The sequence below is a fragment of the Accumulibacter sp. genome (assembly GCF_023806635.1).
GTDB lineage: Bacteria > Pseudomonadota > Gammaproteobacteria > Burkholderiales > Rhodocyclaceae > Accumulibacter.
In genome coordinates this window covers 113,593-131,296 of record NZ_JAMTDQ010000041.1, presented here as the reverse complement: position 1 = coordinate 131,296, position 17,704 = coordinate 113,593, and the positions used below count along the sequence as shown (strand labels likewise).

The following is a 17,704-nucleotide window of genomic DNA, read 5'->3' as shown; positions in this document are numbered from 1 at the left end:
TCACCCCGGAATAGCTCGGGACGGAGAGGCTTGAATAGGGCGGGACGTAACACACGCAATGGGATACGGAGTCCATTGCCACGCCGAACACGATCGCTGCCAACATGGTGGGCGCTCTGGAAGATCTTTTTGATTACATTGACGGGCTTGAACTGCTTTCGGAAGGAGGAACCTCAACGACCTACCAAGAAACGTTCACCGACGGAGGTGTGTTCAGTGTCACTGGGGCCGGACTCGACAGCAACCTTTGGCACATCGTCACGATGACTTACACCGAGCCGGCAAACCAGGTGTCGGCAAGCATCGCGGCGGACTTGCTGCTCAACCTGGATACGGACGCCCTGCACGGCAACCTGTCATCGGCCAACTTCAAGCTTTTCGACATCGAACTCTCGGGGCTCGGCACCATGTACCTCGATTCTTCCGGGTCTGGCAGTGGAACCTGGCGGGAACTGGTCTACACCGCGTCCGGCCTGACGACACGGATCGAGGATGCAGCGATCACCTACGACGGCTACCAGGCAAGCGGTACCATCGGCAAGGCAACCCTCGTCTCGTCGAACGGTGAATGGATTTCGATCAGCAATTCGAGCAAGCTGACCGCTCCATTCCTCAATGGCCTCTTGGGGACAAACTGGTCGCACTTTCTTTCTGGCGCCTTCCTGGATGGCAATGACCACCTGACCGGCCGAAACCGGGATGACTCGTTCGGCGGCTTCGAAGGCGATGATGTCCTGACTGGCCAGGGTGGTGACGACACCCTCGATGGCGGGGCCGGCAGCGACACCCTCGATGGCGGGGCCGGCACGGACACCGCGAGCTATACCGGCGCAGTGGCCGCGGTCAGTGTCACTCTCGCCACCCCCGGCGTGCAGCAGAACACGCTCGGCGCCGGGCTCGACACGCTGATCGGCATCGAGAAGCTCAGCGGCAGCGCCTTCAACGACAGCCTCAGCGGCGACGCCAATGGCAACTCCCTGACCGGCGCCGCCGGCAACGACACGCTCGACGGTGGTGGCGGAGACGACAGCCTGAATGGCGGTGACGGCGACGACACGCTGCTCTTCGACGCGTCCGACGGCAGCGTCGACGGCGGTGCCGGGACGGATGTCGGGGTCTTCTCCGGCGCATCGACGGCGCAGGCGCGTGCTTTTGCCATGGCTGCGCACAGCCTGGAAAGGCTGCAATGGACCGTGGCGGGGAACACCTGGACTCTCGTGCTCAATGGTGACGGCAGCCGGACCGAGACGGTGAGCGACACGGCGGCGAGCGAGAGCGGCTTTGCTTCGCGCACCACTCGACTTGCCGTCAGCGGCGCGGTCGACTGGATCGACACGCTTGCCGACAATGGCGTGCGGACCTACAACGACCTCGACGATCTGGGCGATCAGGCGTGGACGCAGTTGTTCCAGGTGTATGACGGTTCGGGTCTTGTCGATTTCCGTGACTATCGCAACGACGACGGGACGCGTTTGGTCATCGACGACGACAATCTTGGCAATCAGGGCTGGACGCAGATTCAGCAGAAGTACGACACGCAGGATCGCGAGGACTATCGCGACTACCGTCTCGACGACGGCCGACGACAGGTCGTCGACTACGATCAGGCCAGCGACCAGAACTTCGTCCGGTTGGACCAGTTGTACGACGCGCTGGGACGCGAGGACTATCGCGACTACCGTCTCGACGACGGCAGGCGGCAGCTTGTCGACTACGATCAGGCCAACAACCAGAGCTGGAGCGAGGTCATCCAGCTCTACGACGCACAGGCCCGGGAGGACTACCGGGATTACCGGCTCGACGACGGCAGGCGGCAGCTCGTCGACTACGATCAGGCGAACAACCAGGCGTGGAGCAGGAGCACGCAGCTCTACGACCCGCTCGACCGGCAGGATTACCGCGACTATGTGATGGACGACGGTTCGCGGACCTTCATCGACTACGACCAGGCCGGGCAGTTCGCGTGGACCGAGTGGCAGAAGGAATTCGATGCGGCCGGCACCCTGCTGCATCAGCGCATCACCTACGACAGCGGCGACATCGTCTATCAGTGAATCGACAGGGGGCGTCGCGTTCGGTCGGGGGAGGGGCTGCGGCGGATGCCCGCCATCGACGCAGCATCACTCCGCCGGCCGCAGATCACGCGAGACGACCGGTCAGGTCCGTGCGATCCGCAGTCGGCCGGTCGATCTGAACGGTCTTCCTTGCGCCGACCGGGGGGTGCCCAGCGCATCGTTGGCGGTGACTGCTCTCTGGCAGCGTATCAGTCTTTCCGGAACAACCGGCCAATCGCGCGTTGCCAGATCGGCCGCAGCAGCGCCTTCTCTGCGCGCCATGCGAGCAATTCGTCAAGCGCTTGCTCTGCTGTCGTAAAGCGACCAGTGGCGCGGGAGACGTATGTCGGATAGACGAGCAACACTCCGGCAATCAGTTCGTCAAGGCTCAGTTTCCGGGTACGGCGTGCCAGCGGAACGAGATCGACGGTCAGGCCCCAGCCGCAATAGAAGGGCTGGCCGTAACAGACGACCTTCTTGCCACGCAGCAACGCCTCGAAGCCCGTCAGGGAGGTCATCGTGTGTACCTCATCGACTTCGGGCAGCAATTCACCCATCGCCAGATCGGTTACCACTTCATCGCACCACAAAGCGCTCTGCTCTTCTCCTTCACCCGCCGTGCGCAAACCCGCCACGACGTCGGGATGCGGTTTGTACAGGACATAGTCACCCGGATTGGCGTCGCGAACCGCTCGCAACAAATCCAGATTGCGACGGTAACGCGGAGATCCGTAGGCCAAGGAGGCGTCCGATTCGACTTGCCCTGGAACCAGAAGGACTCGCCTGCCTCGCGTTGCCCCCTGCGGCGGGCAACAGGGTCCGCCAGTTTCGGCTGGGGCGCTGACGCCGCGCTCGGCAGACGCATCGGGCACGCCGTCGAGGAGTTCTGCCGGCCGCGTCCATCGCCGTCCTGCGCCCACGTTGTACTTGGTGACTCCGGTGGCCACCAGACGCCCGCGCAGACGCCGTGCGCGTTCGCACAACATGGCACCGAATTCCCCTGACTGCAGCAGCACTTCGAGGTCCGAGGGACGGCTTGAATCGTAGTAGATCCCTTGCCGGTCCATCACCCATGACAACGGTCGAATCAGGTCTGCCCCCAGGCCCACGGAACGCAAGAAGCCATCCTCGATGCGTATCGTCTGGCGCCCCTCATCTCCATCGTCTTTCGCAGGCTGTTGCCGAAAACCCCAGACGGCGCACGTCGTCGCCGGGGTCTGGTCGCTTCGGTCGGAAAAACGAACTGCGGAACCCTGGAAGAAGCTCGCGAGAATGGGCCTCTTCCAGCGAGAAAATCCGAGCGCGACGACTGTCGCCGGGAAGCGCTCACGCATTCGTCGTTGCAGGCCCATCCACTCGACCAAACGTTCGACGGTGCAGCGTTGTCTGGTCTCCGGATCAACATAGCGCGGGTAATCGATCAGCGCCGCATGCACCAGGCTCGCGAGCGGGACCGCACGCCGTCGAGCTGGTGCCGCCAGGTCGTCGACGGTCAGTCCCCAGCCCGCGTAGAAAGGCATGCCAAAGGTGCGCACCGGCTTGCCCCACAGCAAAGCCTCAAAACCCACTTGCGACGTGACGGTGTAGACAGCACGCGCGCCTTCGATGACTCCGGGTGGGTGCAGGTCCTTCCCCAGTACCACGACTCGCGGGTTCTTCCGCACCCCCGTCAGATCGACTTGCCCGCTCTTGTATCCAGCCATCACTTCAGGGTGTACCTTGAGCAGTACGGATGACTCCGGATTCTCCTCGAGAGCCGCTGTGACCATCCGCGCAAAGGCTTGCGCGTTGCCTTGGCCGTAGCGAATCGAAGCGTCGCCGGCGGTCTGGTCGACGACCAACACGTATGAGCCCGTGTCGCCGCAGATCCGCCGCAGCCATTTGCCGTCACCCTCTCGCAAGTGGTTGTACTTCGATACCCGAGCTGCTCGCCACAGCCCGATCAACTGCTGTGCTCGGTTCTCTTCTGCAGGGGCAAGTTGACGTGCGATCAGTGACTCGAGACGGGATGGGACCGTGGCGTCGAAGTACACACCCTGGTCGTCCACCACGAGCGACAGCGGCTGGTCGTCGCGGCCCAGCCCGACCGAGCGCAGGAAGCCATCTTCGAGGCAGAGAAAAGGGATGCCGCGCCGGCGCGCGATCTCACGGGCTCGCCGGGCGTATGGGCTACGCCCCCAGCCCAAGGTCGCCACGAGATTTCTGGGCACCGTCGCGAAGCAGCGAACCACCGGCCCGTCCAGGAAGACTTCGAGATCGGCCACCTTGCCCAGACCCCGGTTGAAGACTCCGTACACCGCCTAAATCCTTGGCGTCCCGGTCGACAAGGCCTGCCGAAAGGAACAGGCGTGGCGCGCGAGATCGATGAACGAAGGGCCGCGCAAGTCGGCGACGATCTGCTCGAGGTTGTCGCCGTCGAATACCAGACCCAGCTGTTGCTCCCTGACCAGTTCAGCCAGATAGGTCCCGTCGGCAGCGATCACCGGGATACCGATGGCAAGTGCCTGGAAGAACTTGTTTGGCAGTGCCAGTCGATAGCTCAGGCAGACATCGTCTACGCAGCACCACATCGCGCACCGGTACCGCGAGGTGAGCGCCAGCAAGTCCTGTTGATATTCGGGCGCGCCAATCTCCCAATGGGAAAGGATCGCAATCTCTGGCACTTCGCCAAGAAAGAAGGCGTGAACCGGTACTCGCAGGCGTGCTGCCTCCTGAGCAAGCCGATCGAGTTGGCGGCCACGCGTCCCGGCACCAACGTAGACGATCGCGATCCGGTCGGCCGCCAGTTCTTCGACCGCCGTGGCTGACCGGCACTCGGGAAAGTGGTCGTTGAGGACGACGCGAACCCGTCCCGGGGGAATGCGGTACAAGCTCTCGTACAGGGATGCGATCGGCGCGTTCACCACACGCACTTCGCGAGCCAAGGCGACGACCCGTCGTTCGGCGACCACGTCGAAGGACGTCCGCAGCAGGCTGTTCGTGCGGTTGCGGTGAAACTCGACCTCGTGCGCGTCGTACACAAGCTCCGCCCCCAGCGACGCTGCCAGCCTGGCGCCGACGATGCCGCAAAACAGATCGTGTGCATGGATGGTCCGGACGCTACGCAAGGTCGCACACAGCCGTTCCGCGACCCGCTGCGCGCGTACGAAGCTCCGCCAGGAAACGGGCAGCGCGGCCGCCCGATGGCTGAAGCGCACGCCCCATTTGCGGCGCAGGAAAGATCGCAACGGCAACGCACAGGCAATGCTGTCCAGCATGAGCAGCGCAGCTTGCAGGACGATTCGCCAGCGTGCGCAACGCGTTGCGCCGGCGTCCGCTGGTACGAGAATCAGGCGCGCAGCGGAATAGGCGGCAATGCATGCAAGAACCCGGCGATCATGGGTAACATCCTCGCTGACCAGAATCACGACCTCATCGGTGGCGCACACCGAGTCTTCTCCCGAATGGTGAACACCCGGCGCCCGGGCCGCAGCAGCTACGGCCATCAGCGTCGCCGCCCGTCAGCCCTCGGCGGGAAAGGGTCGCTTGCTGTAGACACGCTTGTAATAGCCCTTGCCGTCATCGCCGCTGTCGTCGAAGACCGTCGGCGGACCGAAGACCCGTTCAGCCAGTCCCAGCCAGTCATCGTTCCATGAGCGGTAAACCCGCTCTTTCAAGTCGAGGTCGTAGTAGTGTCTCGATGCAACATACACGTAGCTGCCGCCGACCGCCAGCGCGGCATGAATTGCGGCGAGAGTCGCCTGTGCACTGGCGCAGTCCGAGATGCAGACCGTGCCGGTCTTGTCGAGAATCAGGTCGTAGGACTGCGGCAAGGAGGCTGTCGCGGCATCGTCACCGCCTCGCCGAGCCATGAAGCCCTCGATCGAATCGGCAACCCAAAGGCAGGACGCATAACGTTCCGCACAGGCCCGGATGGCTTCCACCGAGCCGTCGACGCCGATGCAGGACACCGCCCTGTCTGGCGCACCCCGGACCAGCAGCGCGCGCACGAACTCGAGGAAGTCGCCCTGACCGCAACCCAGCTCGAGGACGGCACTGATCGCGGCTGCCCGCCTTGACACCTCTTCACCGATGAATGACGCCACCGTTGGCGCGATCGAGAAAACCTGGGGCGCTGCAGCATACCTTTTCTCGTAGGCTGCGAAACGCGGACTGGCCTTGGCATAGAGTACGTTGGCGCGGCGCTCGAGACGACATGCCTGAGTGGCCATCAGTCTGGTTCCATATCCCAGATCGCGCTGTGCTCGGGCAGCCCGCAAGGCATGGGGGTTGTGGTTCGACAAGGTGCTCCAGTGGCACGGATGGACCAGGCTCTGTATGTTGCTGCCAGCGTCAGTACTCAGCACCCTCTGCTGCAACTGGGAGAGGAACTGCTCCTTGGGCGAGAACTTGTCCAGGTAGGAGGTTGCGCCGTTCTGCAGGAAGAACCAGCGCGCCGAGCTGTCCGAGACGTACAAGCCATGCGGGAGGAAGTTGGCCTCATAGAGCAGCCCATGATCGGCCATCGACAGCGAAAACTTGTCCCACCCGTAACCGTTGCAGCTGACGTGCTCGGCGAGAAAGCGGCTGTGGTCGGGGGCGTCGAGGTATTCCTCGAACAGTTTTCCGCGAAACTCCCGAAATATCTGGTAATTCAGATATCCATCCGCTCGGCAGCGACGCGATCCGTGCGCTACCGTGCCTTTGACCGCAATCCCGTTGCGCTGGAACGCGCCGAGGATCTGTTCCAGCAACTCCCCGGGATGCCGCTGGATGTTCAGGCTCAGCGTAATCAGATCATTGTGCAGGCCAATCTCGTGGCCAAGGTCGATCAGCCGTTTGGCGTGGTCGAAGAGCTCTCGACGAATCTGCAGCCGGCCGTCGGCGATTTCTCCGAAGTAGTTGCTCGGGGAGAACTGTCCATCCGGATGGAGAAGGAAATAGGTCGCTCTGACGCCAAGCTGATACTCGAGGGTGGCCATCGCCAACGCGTTCTCGATCGACCAGTCCACGTCATGGCGCAGGACGACACACGGGGCCTTCGCTGACAGCGACTCCACCGCCGTCGAAAACGGCAGGCCGAACGTTGCCAGGAACTCCTCCACATATCGCGTTCCATCGGTCCACAGTACTGCCTCATGCGCGTCTACGGATTGAAAACTGCTGCCGGTCGACGGGACGACTGCGCACGCCGCCATCTCGTCGTCGGAAGCCTGCTGCACCCCGGCCCCTTCGCCCGCGCCGGTCCGCTGCGCCGTCTCCCTTGTCCTGCGACCACTGAGCAACCAGATCGTCGAGGTGGCCGAAATGGCCACCGGAACCACCTGCAGGTCGGACAGCAGGTCGCCATAGCGCGCAGACACCTCATCCGCGGTGAGAAAATGGCGCACGTGGCCAAACGAGTCGAAGTTCGGCACCGTCGCGATGACCAGCACCTCTCCAGGAACCGACCGAAGTACCTCGCGGTCTTGCTCGATGTGTTCGAGCACCTCGGTACATACGACGGCATCGCAGGGCAGGCGCGTCATGGCCGCTTCGCTGGGCAATGTGCAGACCTCGAAACGGTATTCCGGGCACCTTGCTCGCGCATTCTCGACCGCCGTTTCGCTGAAGTCGATGCCGACATACTCGATCGGCGTGTGCTGATCACGCAGGAACTCGGCAAACTGACCCGGGCCGCAACCGAGATCGAGAACGCGCCGGCAGTTCGCGCCGACCAGCAAGGCGACGATTTCCCGCCAGACCCCGACATACTCGGAAAGTGAGCCATGTCGCGCGTACTTCGCCGACCCCGCGAAGATCGCGTTGTAGTACGCTGCCGAGGCCTCTCCGGCTGGATTCGAACCCGCGGCCAGCTGACGCTCCACTTCCATCGAAGCGGCCAGGACGGCGTAGTCTTCCTTGACCTCCAGGGAACTGGCATACGCTTCGACTGCCAGCGGCAGATCGCCGGCGAGCGTCGCACTGCGCGCCAGGCGGTTCCACCATCCAGCCTGTGAAGAATCCAGGCGCAGAGCTGCCTGGTAACTGGCAATCGCTTCGCCATAGCGCTGCTGGGTGTAAAGCAGGGCGCCCACGGCGGCGTGATGCGAAGCGACTTCCGGTGCCAATGTGGCTGTTCGCCTGTAGCAGGCAAGCGCCGCCTCGTGGTCGCCAGCCTTCTGGTGCAGCCGGCCGCTCAACGAGTGGTAAGCCGCCACTTCCGGCGCAGCGACTACCGCCCGATCGATGTAGTCACGGGCCTTGCCGAGATCGCCGAGTTGAGCGGCTGCCTTGTGCGCTGCCGAAAGCAGGAAAGGGTTGCTCGGAAAGGAAGCCAGCGATGCTTCGGCCACCTCGGCAGCACCTTGCCAGTCGCTGGCAGCAAGTCTGGCCTTGATGTCGGCCACGACATCAGGGGACGGCCTGCTGGTCATTTCCGCCATCGACGACCTCCAGAAACGACGCGCCGCGCCGCCCTCGGTGCTTCCCCGTCGGCAAGCCTCATCGCGCGTCGCGGGGTTGCCGACGAAGATCGGCTGTCGCGGCCCGGACAACGAACGACGTCAATCTGGACGCTCCACTCACTGCGCCAAGGGGGGACGGATGCGTCGCCCACCGTCATCCTCCGATCGGTCCGAGCCGTCTGCAAGACGCTCATTTCCTTTGCAGGACTGCCCAATGGACACCGCCAGCCAATGCCGCATTTCTTTCCTGCAGGCGCAACACTCGCCACTCGCCAAGTCCCTTCGCCTGCAGCCAACTGTCCAGCGTCTTCTCCGACGTCCCCAGCGCGCTCAAGCAGTCGCCGCAAATGCCCACTATCGCGTAGCGCTCGGCGACTGCCAGAAAATCCCCGATCGCCGTCCATAGCCGCGGCATCAAGCCGGTGAACGGATCGGCAATCATCGCGGAAAACGAGCGGCCAGCGGCACGGTACTCCTTGACCAGCGCAAACGCGTCGCCCGGTGCGTACTCGGAGATCAGATCGCCGTAGAGACGTCTCAGTTCGTCCAGGCAATCTGCCTGCACGTCGTTGCAGCATATCGACTGCACACCAGCATCGACGACGTGGATCAGATCATTTCTTCCGGCAAAGGCTCCCGAAAAGAGGCTGAGGACGCTGTCGATGCCCTGGAGGAGCTCGGTGGGAAAGAGGGAGCGGTTGGCCTGCCGGCGCACGCCGTCAAGACGAGCGAGCTTCGCGTCTCTCTCGTCAGGTGCAGCAGACGTCGTCGCCGCCGCGTCGGACGGCTGATCATCTTCGACATCGGCAGCCCGCTCCGGGCGAGCGAGATCCGGTCCGGCCGCTGCCGGCATACGGATCCCTTCGGCATCCAGCAGGCTGGCAGCCGCGCTTGGGCGCGACGAGGCAATCGCAAAGTACGGCAGGAAGCCCACCCGTCTCTTCCACTGACGCAGCTCTTCTCCCCCGGATTCCCACCCGCCATACATCAGGTAGCGCAGCCCCTTGGCAAAGGTATTGTCAGCCTGCAACAACCAGCGCACGGTTTCGAAATGCAACAGCGGCATGATGTTCTTGCTGAGGTGGTCACCATGGCCCAGGATCTGCGAGTACAGCACGACATTCCCATAGCGCCGCAGGCTGATGTAGCCGACAAGCTGCTCGTTGGTGCACACCGCACCCTGGCGGTGGCCTTCGACGTGCAGGAACACGCCAAAAACGATGCCCCAATGGTAGGAACAGCTCGGCCAGGTCAGGGGTATCGCCGCCTGCGGCGCTCCTCCCAGTTCGTCGATGCTCTTCAGGTAGTCGGCCCGCATCGGGCCGCCGCTTCGCTGTTCCTTCGAATGATTGATCTCGGCCACGTCAGGAACATGTTGACGCCATGAAAAGGGCTTGCAGTAATAGCCCAGAGCGGCCGCTTTCCTGGCCTCCCGCAGCTTGTTGCCTTTCGACAGCGGCCTGACTGTGGCCTCGAAATCATCGTACGACACATACTCGTCGAGCGTGATGCACGCCGGGTTGTAGCCCAGCGCTTTCGACAGCGGTTCTCCCTCGAACAGTACGTAGGCAGCCAGGGATTTCTCGAAGATCCTCTCGTTCTCGATGCATGCCGGGCGACACTCGATGGTGTTCGCACCGTAGGCGAACAGCGCCATGCGCCCTTCCACCAATGCCGGCAACGTGGGCTTGCCTGCCGCCGTCCAACCGGGTTCGCCGTCGCGCAGGTCGAGGGACAGGACGGCCATGCCATCCTGAAGACAGTCCGCGCACGGATCATTCGATGCAGGCTCCGGGTTTGCAGCGGCGCCCGAGACCGCGTCCACCGCTGGCCGCTGCCCGGAACCCGGCTCTTCATTGCCAGTCTGGGGTAGCGGCCCGTGCCGTGCGATCCTCGCGTGCAGGATCCTCATGTCGTTCCCGACCGCGTCCACCGCACGCCTCAGGCGCTCGTTCTCTCGCTTGAGCGTCACGAGCTTCTCACGCAGGGCCTTCCGTTCCCTGGCCCACGGCAGCAGTCCCTCGGCAGCCTTGGCGAGAGTACTGGCGGCGTGACGCCACTGCCCTTCCTTCCGCCTGCGAGGCGTCCACCAGTCCGGATGCAGCAGGGCAATCGTCGTCCGGGCCTTGGCCAGGGCTTGTCGCAGGTGGTCCGCTTCCACACGTTGCAGAACCTCGCCGTTCAGCGAAAAAGAGCCCCCTGAATCGGATATGTACAGGTCGCGAGGGATCGAATACGCTTCGTAGAGCAATCCCAGGTCCCGGTACGAAACGCTGAACAGATCGAAGCTGCGTCCATCCGGCAACTCGATCGAACGCTGAGTTTCGGCCGCGGGCCGACATTCGCGGAAGATCTGGTAGTTCACAAAGCCGCTGGCTACGGCAAAGGTCGATCCGTGTGACGCCGTTCCCTGTATCTCGATCCCGATGGCGCGAAATGACTCGATCTGCTCGGCCAGGATCTCCCGCAGGTCGCGACCAGTGCGTACGCTGAGCTGCAGGAAATCGTTGTGCAGCCCAATCTCATGCCCCAGGCTCGCAATCTCTTGTGCGACTTCGCGCATGCGGTCGTGCAGCACGACTTTGCCCGCCGTGATCTTGCCATAGTAATTCTCGTCCTCGTGATAGTCGCCGGGAGGGAGCAGGAAGTATGTCGCTCGCAGTCCGAGTTCGTGTTCGATCCGCGCCATGGCCAATGCGCTGTCGATGTGGCGATCGGCGTCATGTCGCAGGAAGAGGGCCCTCTTGCCAATCGTTTGATTGCGGAAGTAGTCGCCATGCGTGAAGCTGGCGAATCCCTGCCCGACAAGTTCGAGCAGGAGCTGCCGGTAACTCTCGACTCGCGACCCCTTGTGCAGCTCAAGATCAGACGACACGTTCTTCTCTCCCCGTGGTTGCTCTGTCGGTCGATCGCGGGTGGCTGCCCGCCCTCTCAAGAAGAAGGATCGCGGGCATCCGTTCATCATGGAAAATCGCGCGCCCGAGCCACGGGGCTTGGGGTGCTCGCGAGACAACTGCCGGGTTCATGGCAAGCGAGTCTCGTCAGCCGTTTCGCAGGACCACCCAGTAGACACCGCCAGCCAACCCCGCATTTCGCAGCACCAGGCGCATGGCCTGCCAACCGCCAAGTTGCCTGTTCGTCAACCAATCACTCAACGTCTCCGCCGAGGTGCCAATCTCCCGGAAGCAATCACCTGAAGCGCCAATCACCGCGAATCGTTCGGCAACAGCCAGGAAGCGATGGACGTCACTCCAGACCCGGGGCATCAACCCGGTGAAGGGGTCTGCCACGATCGTGGTAAAGGATCGCCCCGCCGCCCGATACGCGTCGACCAGAGCGAAGGCATCGCCCGCGTGGTACTCGGCAATCAGGTCGCCGTAGCGATACTGCAGATCGACCACGTTGTCGGGTTTCAGGTCGTTGCAGGCAATCGACCGTACACCGGCGTCAACGAGATGAATCAGGTCGTTTCTGCCACCGAAGCCACCTGCAAACAGGCTGAGAACACGATCGCTCGCCGACAGAATTTCCATCGGGAAAGTCGACGGGTTGGCCTGTTTGCGGATCTCCGTCAGGCGCTCAGTCCTTTCCTCGCTGCTGACGACCTCGTCAGGTACCTCCACGCGTGACTCGTCCAACTCGTTCGCCAACCGGTCGCTGTCGCTGGCTTCCGTCGCCGTCTGTGCTTGCACAGCCTCCGAGGCAGCGGCACTGCCCTGGGGCGGTGCTGACGCCAGCGCTGGTACCCTGATTCCTTCCGCGTCGAGCAGCGTCGCCGCACACCTTGCCCGCGCGCTGCCGACTGCGAAATACGGCAGGAAGCCGACGCGCTTCTTCCACAGGCGAAGGTCCTCGCCGCCGGACTCCCAGCCACCATACATCAGGTAACGAAGGCCTTTGGCAAAGGTATTGTCGGCTCGCAGTAGCCAGCGGACGGCCTCAAAATGCAGCAACGGCATGATGCTGTTCTGCAGATGATCGCCGTGCCCGAGGATCTGCGAATAAAGCACGACATTGCCGTAACGGCGCAAACTGATGTAACCAAGCAACTGCTCACCGGTGGGCACCTCACCCTGTCGATGACCATCGACGCGAAGAAACACCCCGAGGACAATTCCCCAATGGTACGAACAGCTGGGCCACGTGAGGGGTATCGGAGCTTGCGGAGCGCCGCCCATTTCCTCGACGCTCTTGAGGTAATCGGCTCGCATCCGGCCACCACTGCGCTCTTCTTTCGAGTGGTTGATCTCGACAATGTCCGGGATGTGTTGTCGCCATGAGAACGGCTTGCAGTAATAGCCGAGAGAAGCGGCCTTTCTCGCCTCACGCGACTTGTTGCCTTTCGACAGCGGCCGCACCTTCGCCTCGAACTCGTCGTAGTCCGCATAACCGGCGAGATCGATGCAGGCCGCGTGATATCCCAGAACCTTCGACAGCGGCTCACCCTCGAAGAGCACGTAGGCTGCCAACGATTTTTCAAAGTTCGCCTCGTTCTCTTTGCAGCCGGGGCCGCATTCGATCGTGTTCGCACCGTGGGCGAACCAGGCAATCCTGCCTTCGACGATCTCCGGGAGCACCCGTTCAGAGCCGTCCAGCGCAATCAGCTTGTTGGCGATCAGTTGCCAGGCCGGAGCTTCCGGGCTTTCCGCAATGCGCGTGTCCTGGACATTGACGGTCTGCTGATCGCCGGGTGCGGTCAGTGGCTGTGTCGCCGAACGATCGGGCGCTTGCCGTTCGCCACTCCTCGCCGCCGTCACCTCGTCGTTGGGGGAGGAGGCCAAGGCAGCCTTGCCCTCTTCGGCCGCCTGGAGTGCTGGCTCCGCGGGCGGCGGAACGGGTCGTGCCAAGTACAGCCGGGACTTGAGGGGGCTACGGTCGCAGGCGAACTCGAGCATCCTGCGGTAGCTCTCCCCCGTGAAATGGAGCGTCTCGCCTGGTCCGCAGGAGTCCATGTCCGCCGGCACCAGCTCGTTGCTGGTGAGGTAGCCTCCCCAGAAAACGTCCGGCAGCGCACGTTCCAGTTCAGCACCCAGGTACCCGAACTCGCGACGTTTCTGCAGGTCCGCGTAGTATTCGATGGGCTGTGAAAGAACCAACACCGGTACTCCCGGGTTGCGCTGCCTGACATGGGCGATGATCTGGATATTGCGCTCAACCGCTTCCGCAAAGCTGCTGTAACCGAGCCATTCGTAGCACTTGTCGAACTCCTCCGGCGCCCGTAACCAGTCTCGATTGAGCCAGAACTTCACGCCGCTTTCCCTGTTCCGATGGAGCGAAAACTTCATGTCGCTGTAGGAATCCATGACCAGCAGGTCGATATTGCTCTCGTGCAACGGGGCGAGCCTGAGTTGCGACGACAGGTAATAGTGGTCAACCGCGTCCAATCGGGCAAGACGGAGGTTGCCCGTCAACTCGTCGTAACCGACCCGCAGACCATCGAGATAATCGGTACACAATAGACTTGGCGCCTTCTCGACGGAGAAGACCTCGACGTCCTCCGCGAAACAGTCGAGATTCATGTTGATCAGTCGCAGGGAGCAGCAATCGCCTTTCACGAGAATGCGCCTGATCGCGCGTCGTCCAACAAGTCCGGCCAGGGAATTTGCGTTGTGCTTTCCTTCATTCCCGTCACTCACCGCCCAGCCCTCCACCATTCAGGATGTGTCAAACAGACGACGGCGCTCTGCGACAGGGCCGCACGTCGCGCCATTTCTTCCAGAGATACCGCCGAATGGTCCTGGACGGTATAGGTGTTCTCCCGGTCAGAACGGGAAGATAGTGAAAACCCGCTGCCGACGTCCGATACATAGACGTCGTAGGGAGTATGGTACGCTTCGTACGCGAGCCCAACCTCCGACATCGCGATCGTCCCCAGCTCTATTGCCTTCTCCCCGATCCGAACCGTCCTCGTGTTCTTCGTCTCCGCCTTTCCTTCCCGGTCGGAAAATATCTCGTAATTGGTGAAGCCGTGCCGACGGGCAAACGTACTGCCGTGCGAGGCGGTCCCCCTGACCGAGATGCCCAGCGAACGAAAGAACTCGATTTCTCCCCCGAGCATTTCGCGCATGTCGCGCCCGGCAAGCACGCTCAATTGAACGAAATCCGTATGCAGCCCGATTTCATGACCCAGATGAGAAAGGATCTGGCAGCCTTCGACCAGACGGTCGCTGTGCTCAATGCGTCCATTCACCAGCTGTCCGTAGTAGTTTGTGGTGGTGTCGTAGTCACCCGGAGGAAGCAGGTAGAAGGATGAGACGAGACCCATCTCCGCTTCGATGAAGCCCATGATCAGCGCCTGCTCGAGCGAATGGTCGACATCGTGGCGAAGACAGAACACGTCGTCGCGCTTGCACCGTGAAAGATCGTACATGGTCAAATTGATTCTCGATAGCGCCATCAGGTGCTCGAGAAAGGATCGATAACTCGTGATGGTTGCCTTGCCGTGCATCACGAGGTCCACCTGGCCATACCGGCGGACAAGCTGATCGATCAGGCGCATGTCGGTTCCGCCTGCAGCAGCCGGTCATAGGCTGCAATCAGCTTTTCCGCCTGTTTTTCCCACGAGTAGGCATGCCACAGATGTTCCAGTTGCGCCTCATTCATGATGAACCTTTCCTTTTCTCGAAGCATGCGGGCAATGGTGTACACGAGGGCAGCCTGGTCTTCGAAATCGACGATCTCTCCATTGCCGTTCTCCTCCAGGAACTCTCGAATCTCGTCCAGGTCATTGGAAATGATCGGGATGTTGGCAAACGCGAGTTCGAACAGCTTGTTCGGCATGCAGTAGCGGTAGGACAAGGTGATCGGTTGCACGGAAATGACGCCGATGTCGGCGCCCCTTATGTAGTCGACGACTTGGTCGAAAGGCAGTGCGGGCAATACGCGAAACCGCCCGCCAACGTCGAGTCGGTCGGCCTGGCGTTGCAGCAGCTCACGCGTCTTGTCGTCACAGGGGCCCACCGCGGCAAACATGGCGCCGCCGAGCTTGGGGAGAAGGTTCAGCACTTCGCTGACCCCGCGTCCCATGGTCACCTTTCCCACGTAGACGAACAGTGGAACGTCTGGCGATATGCCGAGCTCTCCGCGGATGTGCCGCGGACAACTGCGGACCAGCGGCGAGTTGTAAAGAACCGCCAGGTCGTTGCGTCCCAGGTGCTCGGCCAGAACCTCGCCCACCTTGCGCCCGACGGTGTTCACCGCCGCGACCTGGCGACCATACTGACGTTCCAGCCGAGCAACCCAGATCTTCTGCAGAAACGGGTGCGGCGGGTTGCGATGGACTTCCAGTTCGTGCGCGTCGTACATCACCTTGGCATCGCAGAGCAGCGCCGCATCGAGGGCGGCCTTGACGCAGATCAGGTCGTGCGCGTGAATGATCGTTGGTCGAATCCCCGCCACGTGCTTGGCAAAGACCCGACTGAACAGGCCGTACTTGGCGTAAGGTACGAGCTGACGTGCGAGAAATGACACCACCGGCTTGATCGGGCCAAAGTCAAGCAGGCGAAGCGGCAGCCGAGAACGCAAGACCTGCAGCGGCCGCCATTCGACTCGGTGGTAGGTCACTGGGCCGCTGTTTTCGAACGACGGCGCGCCGCTGCCAAGTGTCCCGAAAACATGCACCTCATGTCCCGCTTCGGCGGCAGCGCAAGCCATCTTGATCACGCGCGCGTCGGCTACGCAGGGGTTGGATACGAGCACGGCGATACGAGCCATCGTCGTCAGCCTCCTCGCGCCTGTTTCGCTTGCGTGTCGCCACTGCCCGCCTGCAGCAACACCTGGCGAACCGCTGCGAAAGTTGTCTCCAGACTGCTCAGGTTCGTGCTGACGTCGAGGGAAATGAACTGTGAAGCGGTCAACAGACCAATCATGTCGTCGATGCGCTCGCGCCGCGCGATACTTCTCCGGATCCGCCTGGCTGCCTGCAGGTCGAGCCAGACCGCGAGCGATGCGATCAACAGTGGGAGCGCCACCAGAGCAAGCCAGACCAGCTTGTCCAGCCAGTCCTTCGGCGTGCTGGCGAGTCCCCACGCAAGAAGTCCTCCGACAGCAAGGGAAGCCAGCACGGCCAGCAAGGTCAAGACGCGGTAGACGATTGACCAGCGCTGCTGTGCCCGGATCATTCGGTTGCTTCCCACCAAAGCTGAGCGCAGTGCCGTCGTCGCACTTTCGACCCGGGCGGCGACTTCCGCTTGCAGACGCTCGACGCGCTCCTGCTCGCGCCGCATCGCCGTCTGAACGACGCGGATCCGCGCCTCCACCTCGCGGATCTGCTCCTTGGTCGCACTTTGCCGAGCAGCGCTGGCAGCCACATCCGCGGCGTCGACACCGTCCGTCACGGACTGTGCTAGCGCTTCCTCACGGCGGAGCGCCGCCTTCAACTCATCGGCCTCGCTGAGCAGGTCACGAAGTTGCTCGTTCGGAGCCAGCGACAGCCCTTTCAGCGGGACTGCAGATCGTTGCCCATCGGTCTTTGCACGGCCAGCTCCGCCCTCCGGCTCCGCCTCGCTGTCTTGCTGCTCGAGGCGCGTCCTGAGCACGCGTGCGCCGTCGAAGTTCGCTCCCGCCAGCGAGGCGCCGACCAGCACGGCTTCCGTCAGATCGGCATCCCGGAAATTTGCCCCGTCGAGATCAGTGCCGCTCAGAATCGTTCGGCGGAGAAAGGCGCCGGGCAATTGCGCCTCGCATAAAGACGCTTGCGTGAGATTGGCGGCGTTGAAGATCGCCTTCTCGAACTGCCCCCCGTCGAGCACCGCCCATTCCATGTTGGCACGGGTGAACCTTGCCCGGCGCGCGTTCACCGCCAGCAGCGTTGCTTCACGCAACGTCGCAGCGTCAAGAAACGCACCGACCAGCGTTGCCCCATCCAGCCTGGTGGCCGTCAGGTCCGCCCCGACGACCCTGGCTCCAGCCAGATTCGCGCCACTCAGGTCCGCACCCTGCAACTCGGCATAGGACAGGTTGCTCTCGCGCAAGTCCGCGGCTGCCAGCCGGCAACCCTTCAGATTGGCGCGCTCGAGGTCGACTTTCGTGAAAACAGCCTCGCGAAGATCTCTCCCCGAGAGGTCTGCAAATCGGAGATCGACGTTGGTCAGCACGGCCTGGCGTCCCTGAGCCCGCTGCGAAGCAAGCCAGAGCCCGTGCTGCTCCACCGCTTGTAGCACTGCCTCCTGCATCAACACGTCCCCTTCAATGGCTGCTCCGAATCACGGGTCTGCGCGAATCTCG

General features: G+C 62.6%; 9 protein-coding genes. 1 reads left to right on the top strand and 8 read right to left on the bottom strand.

Annotated features, from left to right (window positions below; genetic code table 11):
• The first annotated feature begins 263 nt into the window (after positions 1 to 263).
• Positions 264 to 2,054 (top strand): hypothetical protein, encoded by a 1,791-nt coding sequence (locus NFW30_RS07385; protein ID WP_295371938.1) that lies wholly within the window; start codon positions 264 to 266, stop codon positions 2,052 to 2,054.
• A 209-nt stretch (positions 2,055 to 2,263) separates the two neighbouring features.
• On the opposite strand, the gene NFW30_RS07380 is transcribed toward NFW30_RS07385, so the two are convergent.
• The 8 genes from NFW30_RS07380 to NFW30_RS07345 form a co-directional block, all read right to left on the bottom strand.
• The gene (locus NFW30_RS07380) at positions 2,264 to 4,351 is read right to left on the bottom strand and encodes a capsular polysaccharide biosynthesis protein (protein WP_295353490.1); all 2,088 of its coding nucleotides are present in this window, start codon (positions 4,349 to 4,351) and stop codon (positions 2,264 to 2,266) included.
• Between the two features lie 3 nt (positions 4,352 to 4,354).
• Positions 4,355 to 5,539: a hypothetical protein gene (locus NFW30_RS07375; RefSeq protein WP_295353491.1), complete on the bottom strand. Its 1,185-nt coding sequence runs from the start codon at positions 5,537 to 5,539 to the stop codon at positions 4,355 to 4,357.
• A 15-nt stretch (positions 5,540 to 5,554) separates the two neighbouring features.
• Complete coding sequence (locus NFW30_RS07370) at positions 5,555 to 8,458, bottom strand: methyltransferase (protein ID WP_295353493.1); 2,904 nt, start codon at positions 8,456 to 8,458, stop codon at positions 5,555 to 5,557.
• A 211-nt stretch (positions 8,459 to 8,669) separates the two neighbouring features.
• Positions 8,670 to 11,354 carry a hypothetical protein gene (locus NFW30_RS07365; RefSeq protein ID WP_295353494.1) on the bottom strand — a complete coding sequence of 895 codons (2,685 nt, stop codon included), beginning with the start codon at positions 11,352 to 11,354 and terminating at the stop codon, positions 8,670 to 8,672.
• A 166-nt stretch (positions 11,355 to 11,520) separates the two neighbouring features.
• Positions 11,521 to 14,115: a hypothetical protein gene (locus tag NFW30_RS07360; RefSeq protein WP_295353496.1), complete on the bottom strand. Its 2,595-nt coding sequence runs from the start codon at positions 14,113 to 14,115 to the stop codon at positions 11,521 to 11,523.
• Positions 14,112 to 14,978, bottom strand: coding sequence for a hypothetical protein (locus tag NFW30_RS07355; protein WP_295353499.1), 867 nt, complete (start codon positions 14,976 to 14,978; stop codon positions 14,112 to 14,114). The genes NFW30_RS07360 and NFW30_RS07355 overlap by 4 nt, the downstream gene beginning before the upstream one ends.
• Complete coding sequence (locus NFW30_RS07350) at positions 14,969 to 16,192, bottom strand: glycosyltransferase family 4 protein (protein ID WP_295371936.1); 1,224 nt, start codon at positions 16,190 to 16,192, stop codon at positions 14,969 to 14,971. The genes NFW30_RS07355 and NFW30_RS07350 overlap by 10 nt, the downstream gene beginning before the upstream one ends.
• A gap of 5 nt (positions 16,193 to 16,197) precedes the next feature.
• Positions 16,198 to 17,652 carry a pentapeptide repeat-containing protein gene (locus NFW30_RS07345; protein WP_295353753.1) on the bottom strand — a complete coding sequence of 485 codons (1,455 nt, stop codon included), beginning with the start codon at positions 17,650 to 17,652 and terminating at the stop codon, positions 16,198 to 16,200.
• Positions 17,653 to 17,704 lie beyond the last annotated feature (52 nt).